This window comes from Fischerella muscicola PCC 7414 (genome assembly GCF_000317205.1).
GTDB lineage: Bacteria > Cyanobacteriota > Cyanobacteriia > Cyanobacteriales > Nostocaceae > Fischerella > Fischerella muscicola.
In genome coordinates this window covers 1-6113 of sequence record NZ_AJLK01000027.1, presented here as the reverse complement: position 1 = coordinate 6113, position 6113 = coordinate 1, and the positions used below count along the sequence as shown (strand labels likewise).

The following is a 6113-nucleotide window of genomic DNA, read 5'->3' as shown; positions in this document are numbered from 1 at the left end:
TCGGGGCCCCCGCGACCGACAGGGAGTGGGGATTAGGGGCAATGGGGGGCTAGGGGTCCCCACTTTGTGGGGTTGGGGGGCAATGGGGAGGTGTGAGGAGTGTGAGGAGAATAATATAGTGACCAATGACCAATGACCAATGACAATCCTAAACTTAATAAATTGTTATCAAAAATAACAACACCTCAATAGCTTAGGTAGAAGTATTTTAGAAAATTTTTGTAACTTTTAATACAATTTTATGAAAAATTTGTTGCTATCTATAAACGTTGGGTATAAAAAGCCTGTCCTCAAAAATAACTATTAGCAATTGGGTAAAAATATATAGCTTCTAGGGTTCCGGTTTAATTCTAGGAATTTAAACGACTGGTCCAAGAGTAGCACCCAGTTTAGCAAAAACTGGTACACGGCGGGAAAAAAGCCCGGGAGGTGCATAGCAGAAATTGAGCTGTTATGACTTACCCGGGCTATAGTTTTTTCCTTAAAATCGTTTAGATGTCATTTTTGGAAACATGACAGATCAATCTTTTGGTGACGCCAATTCTCATTTCCAACGACCTAAAACACAAGCGAATCGGGCGCTGGAAAAAGAAGCGAATTTGCCCCTGACAGGGTGGCAGCAGGAAGTTTCTCGAGGATTAGAATTTGGTTTAGAAGCGGCAGAAAGTATCAGCGATCGCTCCATTCCCACTTTTTCTCGTGGCGAACTTCCCCATTTTGCCGGAATTAATACTTTTTTGAAAGCACCGTATTTAGAAGATGTGCGAAAAGTCGGTGAATACGACGTTGCGATCGTGGGTGTACCCCATGATTCTGGAACTACCTATCGACCCGGAACTCGTTTTGGCCCCCAAGGAATCCGCCGCATTTCGGCATTATATACCCCTTATAACTTTGAGTTAGGTGTTGATTTGCGCGAACAAATTACCTTGTGTGATGTGGGCGACATTTTTACCATTCCCGCCAATAACGAAAAGTCTTTTGACCAAATTTCTAAAGGTATTGCCCATATCTTTAGTTCTGGTGCATTTCCGATTATTATGGGAGGCGATCACTCAATTGGATTTCCGACAGTGCGAGGTGTTTGCCGTCACTTGGGTGACAAAAAAGTCGGAATCATTCACTTTGATCGCGATGTCGATACCCAGGAAACAGACCTTGATGAACGGATGCATACCTGTCCCTGGTTCCATGCAACAAATATCAAAAATGCTCCCGCAAAAAACCTTGTGCAATTGGGAATTGGTGGTTGGCAAGTGCCGCGTCAAGGTGTAAAAGTTTGCCGAGAAAGAGCTACCAACATCCTCACAGTTACGGACATCACAGAGATGGGTTTGGATGCAGCAGTCAACTTTGCCTTAGAACGAGCCTTAGATGGTACTGACTGCGTCTACATCAGCTTCGATATTGATTGCATTGATGCTGGTTTTGTCCCTGGAACAGGCTGGCCTGAACCTGGTGGATTATTACCGCGTGAAGCGCTTTCCATGTTAGGTAAAATTGTCCAAAAAGCACCGATTTGTGGGCTGGAAGTTGTAGAAGTTTCGCCTCCTTACGATATCAGTGACATTACATCATTAATGGCGACACGGGTGATTTGTGACACAATGGCCCATTTAGTTATATCTGGTCAATTACCACGCAAAGAAAAACCCGCGTATATTCACCCCGAAGCCCAATCAGAGTTAGTGGAAGATTGGAGGTAATATGGTAATAGGTAATAGGAAAAACCAATTACCAATTACCAATTGCTGATACAGCACCGCAAACATGCTTTACAATCATCCCAGTTCTGAGGAACTACTATTAAAATCAAACAATAAAAAAGTGGTGCGTATCACATGGCTACAAAAAAGCAATTCAATAGCTTTGAAGAAATGCTATCCGGGTCTGATGTACCCGTATTAGTAGATTTTTATGCTGACTGGTGCGGTCCTTGCCAGATGATGACTCCGATTTTAGAACAAGTTAATGCCCAACTCCAAGGTCAAATCAGAATCGTCAAAATAGATACTGAAAAATACCAGCAATTGGCTACTCAGTATAGAATAGAAGCCCTACCAACCCTATTACTATTTAAGCAAGGTCAGCCAGTGGATCGAATCGAGGGTGTGTTGCAAGCACCACAATTAGTACAGCGTCTGAGAAGTTTGATTTAATAGAGCTGAATCGGGGAGTGGTTGAGCAAATTGGGATTCCACTTCCCACCTTAAATTATGTACAGTCTACGAACCCTTGGCGTCTTGGCGTCTTGGCGGTTCAAGCCCTCATTACATGGATTTGGGATCTTTTTAACTATTTCCCTCTCCGTGAAGGGGAATATTTAACCACCAAGTAGAATCAGGAAATACCAGGCAATAAAAGCAAATTTTTCACCTACCTTCAAAAAATTAGTAGTAAGCACTTAAGTGCTTACTACATAATTTAAATTACATTATTTAAATCGCAATTATCAACAAGCTGCTGGGAATTCTCCCAACATTTTGACTTCTGGTTCTAATAAAATTGACCACCGATCTTGTACTTGATATTGCACATGGCGGATGAGATTGAAAATATCCCACGCACTAGCACCACCGCAATTAACGATAAAGTTGGCATGGCGTTGTGCTACTTGTGCTTTACCAATCTGGAAGCCTTTTAAACCAGTTTGTTCAATTAACCAACCAGCAGCGTAGGGTTTAGGGTTACGGAAGACGCTACCACAACTCGGTTTGTCGTAAGGTTGCGTTGTCAGTCGGTGCTGTTTGTGTTGCTTGGTAGTTGCAATTACACGGGCGGGGTGAGCACCTGGTTGCATTCGGAAGGTGGCTTGAGTAACGATGCGATCGCTTCCTTGCAAGATAGAAGTACGATAGCTATAACCCAGTTGTTCGCTAGTCAGGGTTTCGATGGTACCGTCGGGTGAAAGTACTTGAGCGCTGACTAAGATATCTGCGATACAGCTATTATGCGCTCCTGCATTCATCACCACAGCCCCACCAACGGTTCCAGGGATACCTACAGCCCATTCTAAGCCCTCCCATCCCAGTTCTGCCGCAGCCATTGCCAAACCGGGTATTGGTTCCCCAGCTGCTACTGTTAATAGACCGGTTTCTGGGTCAAAGTGAGTTTGGCGGAGATGGCGGGTAGCGATAACTAATCCTCGAATACCGCGATCGCTTACTAGCAAGTTAGAACCTGCTCCCAGTACTGTTACTGGTAAACCTTCCTCTTTGGCATAGATTAAACTAGCGTGCATTGCTTCGATGTTACGAGGCGCAACATACCATTCTGCTGGGCCTCCGACTCTGTAGGAAGTATATGCTGACAGAGGAACTTGAGATTTAATCGCGCAGTCAGTACCAGGTAAGGGAATTTCCTTAATTTCGGAATTAGTTGTTTGTCGTTTATTTACATTCACACCAGAATTTGTGCAGACACTTACACCTGCCTGGGAAATTGCCATATTTACCAGAATCTGTTTTAATTTGATGTTTATCCACCGTATAAATACGGTAATTATTTGATGCAATAAATAAAGTTGCAAGACTGACATTCAGCTAGAGCAAGAAACTAGCCCTTGAGACTTTTTAAGATGTCGCTGTCGCTGGTTGGTGGAGTGTAGCAATTACCTCCGGAATTACCTGATTTAAATTCCCAGCTCCTAGAAACAGTGCTAAGTCTCCAGAACGTAGTGTTTGCTGTAAGAAATCACACATCAAGGCTAAGTTTGCTTGATACTTGACTTGTGGATGATGTTTGGCAACTTCCTGTGCGAGTTGTTCACCGCTTACTTGCCCGATGTTGACTTCCCCGGCGCTGTAAATGTCAGTGAGTATAACTACATCAGCATGGGTAAAAGATTCGGCAAATTCTTCTAAAAATGCCAGTGTACGGCTGTAGCGATGAGGTTGAAAAATGGCAACTACTCTTTGTCCAGGTCTTGCTTGCAGACGTGCTGCTGCTAGAGTGGCACGAATTTCGCTGGGATGGTGGGCATAGTCGTCGATGAAGGTGATACCATGAGCTTCGCCCCGGAATTCAAAGCGACGTCTTGCGCCTTCAAATGTGGCAAGTCCCTTGGCAATTTCACCAAATTCTAATCCCAAAACACGACCAACGGCTACTGCTGCTAGGGCGTTGCTGAGGTTATGGCGACTGAGCAAACGCAAGTTTAACACACCCAAGGCTTTGCCGCGCTCCCAAACTAAGGCAGTTGTGCCATCTGCACGATAGTCTATATTTGTAACGGTATAATCTGCACCTGTTTCTGGATATAAACTGTAGCTAATTTTTGGTTGCAAGCGATCGCGCACTGTTGCACAATCAATACTAGCTACCAGAGTTTTACAACTGTTAGCGAAGGTATGGAAAATTTCCACTACTTCTTCTAAATTGTCGTAGTGATCAGGATGGTCTAGTTCGATATTCGTGATGACACCGATTTCTGGGGCATGTTTAACTAATGAACCATCTGATTCATCTGCTTCTGCTACTAAATAGTGACTTTGACCTAATCTTGCGTTACCTTCCCAGGCATTAACTTCACCACCAATCAAGATTGTGGGGTCAAGACCCGCTTGTAGTAGCATATATCCAATCATGCTACTCGTGGTAGTTTTGCCGTGAGTTCCAGCAACTGCAATGCTATCATATTCGGAAATTAAAGTTGCCAATACATCTGAACGATGGAAAATTGGGCAGCCTAATTCTAATGCTGCTTTATATTCCAAATTATTTGTATTTATTGCTGTTGAACAAATTACTTGCGGTAGTTGTGCCACTTTGTCAGTTGACACATAATTTTGGGTATTTGAAATTACTCGATTTTCATTCTCTTTTGGGCGAAAGAATTCCAAATTGCTTGCTTCTTGTTTAGCAAAAATATGAGCCCCGATAGATTCCAATTTGGAAGTAATGTGATTTGGACGAAGATCCGAACCGGAAACAGGCAATTGACGTTTTGCTAGCACGTATGCCAAAGCAGACATACCTATGCCACCAATACCAATAAAATGAAATGGTCTACCGCTAAAGTCTACAGAATCTTTCATCAATTACTCCTCTAACACCACACCACATAATCATCACAAATAACACGCGTATCATAACAGGATTTTGTTTTTTATTGATACTACCTCTGTATAAATCTCATACTCCTGATAGGTAGATTTTTATGCTCAGATTACATTACTTCAGGATGATTTTAACCTTGTTAGTGGTTTTTCTCTTCCTGAACTAATATTATGTTTATTCTGCAAATTTCTGCACCTTCGGGAAATATACAACTGTATTTTCAAACACATAATTTTGGTCTAATTGCTGGAATTGGCTACAATACGAGACTGAGTGTTAACTACTTTGAAATCGAATTAAGCTAAAAAAGAGAGTGGATGCAACAAATTGCAATTTTTGGTGGCACATTTGATCCTGTTCATTGGGGACATCTCATCGTAGCCGAAACAGCTCTCAATCAAGTACCCTTAGAAAAGATTATTTGGGTGCCATCCGCTCATCCCCCTCATAAAAAAGCGGCTTCGTTTCAACATCGTTTAGCAATGCTGCAAGCGGCGACGACAGACAACTCGGGATTTGCTGTTTCACCGATTGAGCAATTGCAATCTGGTACTTCTTATGCCATCAATACCCTGATTTATTTATCCAATTTTTATCCCAATACTCATTGGTATTGGATTGTTGGTTTGGATACATTCCAAACATTACCTAAGTGGTATCGCGGACAGGAGCTAGCACAATTGTGCGATTGGTTAATCGCACCCCGATATCTTGGTAGTGAATGTATAACTCAAACTGATTTAATCTGCAAGCAAGTGGAGCAAAAATTAGCAAGGCAGTCCTGTACCATACACTGGCAATTATTGCATACCCCTTTAGTAGGAGTGTCGTCAAGTATGATTCGTAACTTATGTCGCGATCGCCAATCGATTCGTTACCTAGTTCCAGAATCAGTACGAAGTTACATAGCTGCTCACAGCCTTTATGCTTGAAGCAGGGAATCGGGGACAAAACAATTAAAAATTAAAAAAAGGTAGAGGGGACAAGGAAGACAAGGGGGACGACTTGGGAGAGAATAAACACCAATGACCAATGACAAATGACTAATGCCCTCA

5 protein-coding genes and 1 riboswitch are annotated in these 6113 nt (G+C 42.6%); of the genes, 3 read left to right on the top strand and 2 right to left on the bottom strand.

The genetic code is table 11. From position 1 onward, the window contains the following. Positions 1 to 320 precede the first annotated feature (320 nt). A riboswitch (guanidine-I (ykkC/yxkD leader) is annotated at positions 321 to 431 on the top strand. Positions 432 to 512: 81 nt separating this feature from the next. Further along, positions 513 to 1706: an agmatinase family protein gene (locus UYI_RS0103690; RefSeq protein ID WP_016865325.1), complete on the top strand. Its 1194-nt coding sequence runs from the start codon at positions 513 to 515 to the stop codon at positions 1704 to 1706. 135 nt (positions 1707 to 1841) lie between these two features. Then, complete coding sequence (gene trxA, locus UYI_RS0103685) at positions 1842 to 2159, top strand: thioredoxin (RefSeq protein WP_009459765.1); 318 nt, start codon at positions 1842 to 1844, stop codon at positions 2157 to 2159. 293 nt (positions 2160 to 2452) lie between these two features. Here trxA and murB read toward each other — a convergent pair whose 3' ends face one another. Together murB and murC are read right to left on the bottom strand one after the other, a co-directional pair. Continuing rightward, on the bottom strand, positions 2453 to 3448 hold the full coding sequence (murB, locus tag UYI_RS0103680) for a UDP-N-acetylmuramate dehydrogenase (RefSeq protein WP_016865324.1): 996 nt from the start codon (positions 3446 to 3448) through the stop codon (positions 2453 to 2455). A gap of 124 nt (positions 3449 to 3572) precedes the next feature. Beyond that, positions 3573 to 5036 (bottom strand): UDP-N-acetylmuramate--L-alanine ligase, encoded by a 1464-nt coding sequence (gene murC / locus UYI_RS0103675; protein ID WP_016865323.1) that lies wholly within the window; start codon positions 5034 to 5036, stop codon positions 3573 to 3575. A 339-nt stretch (positions 5037 to 5375) separates the two neighbouring features. On the opposite strand from murC, the gene nadD reads away from it, so the two are divergent. Then, positions 5376 to 5990 (top strand): nicotinate (nicotinamide) nucleotide adenylyltransferase, encoded by a 615-nt coding sequence (gene nadD / locus UYI_RS0103665; protein ID WP_016865321.1) that lies wholly within the window; start codon positions 5376 to 5378, stop codon positions 5988 to 5990. Positions 5991 to 6113: the final 123 nt, after the last annotated feature.